The sequence below is a fragment of the Methylobacterium platani genome (genome assembly GCF_001653715.1).
GTDB lineage: Bacteria > Pseudomonadota > Alphaproteobacteria > Rhizobiales > Beijerinckiaceae > Methylobacterium > Methylobacterium platani.
Genome location: NZ_LWHQ01000124.1, coordinates 717 through 1,007, shown reverse-complemented (window position 1 = coordinate 1,007; position 291 = coordinate 717).

The following is a 291-nucleotide window of genomic DNA, read 5'->3' as shown; positions in this document are numbered from 1 at the left end:
GGGCGGCGGCGAGACCGCCGAGGACCGTGCGGCGGGACAGAGGCAGCAACGTCTCGTCGCGGGTCGATATCTCGTCGCGGGTCGACATGGCGAGAACCTCCGTCCGGATCCGGCGCGACGGCTCTGCGCCGGAATGCAGTTTCGTTCGTCTACGAACGATATGTCGCCACGATACTTGGCTTGTGCCGGGACGCAAGGGTCTGGTCTGCGGAAAATCCAGGCGGCGTCTGTCGCGCGAGCGTGCAACCTCGCGACCGCGACGGCGGCCCGGGTCTAGAGCATTTTCCGACG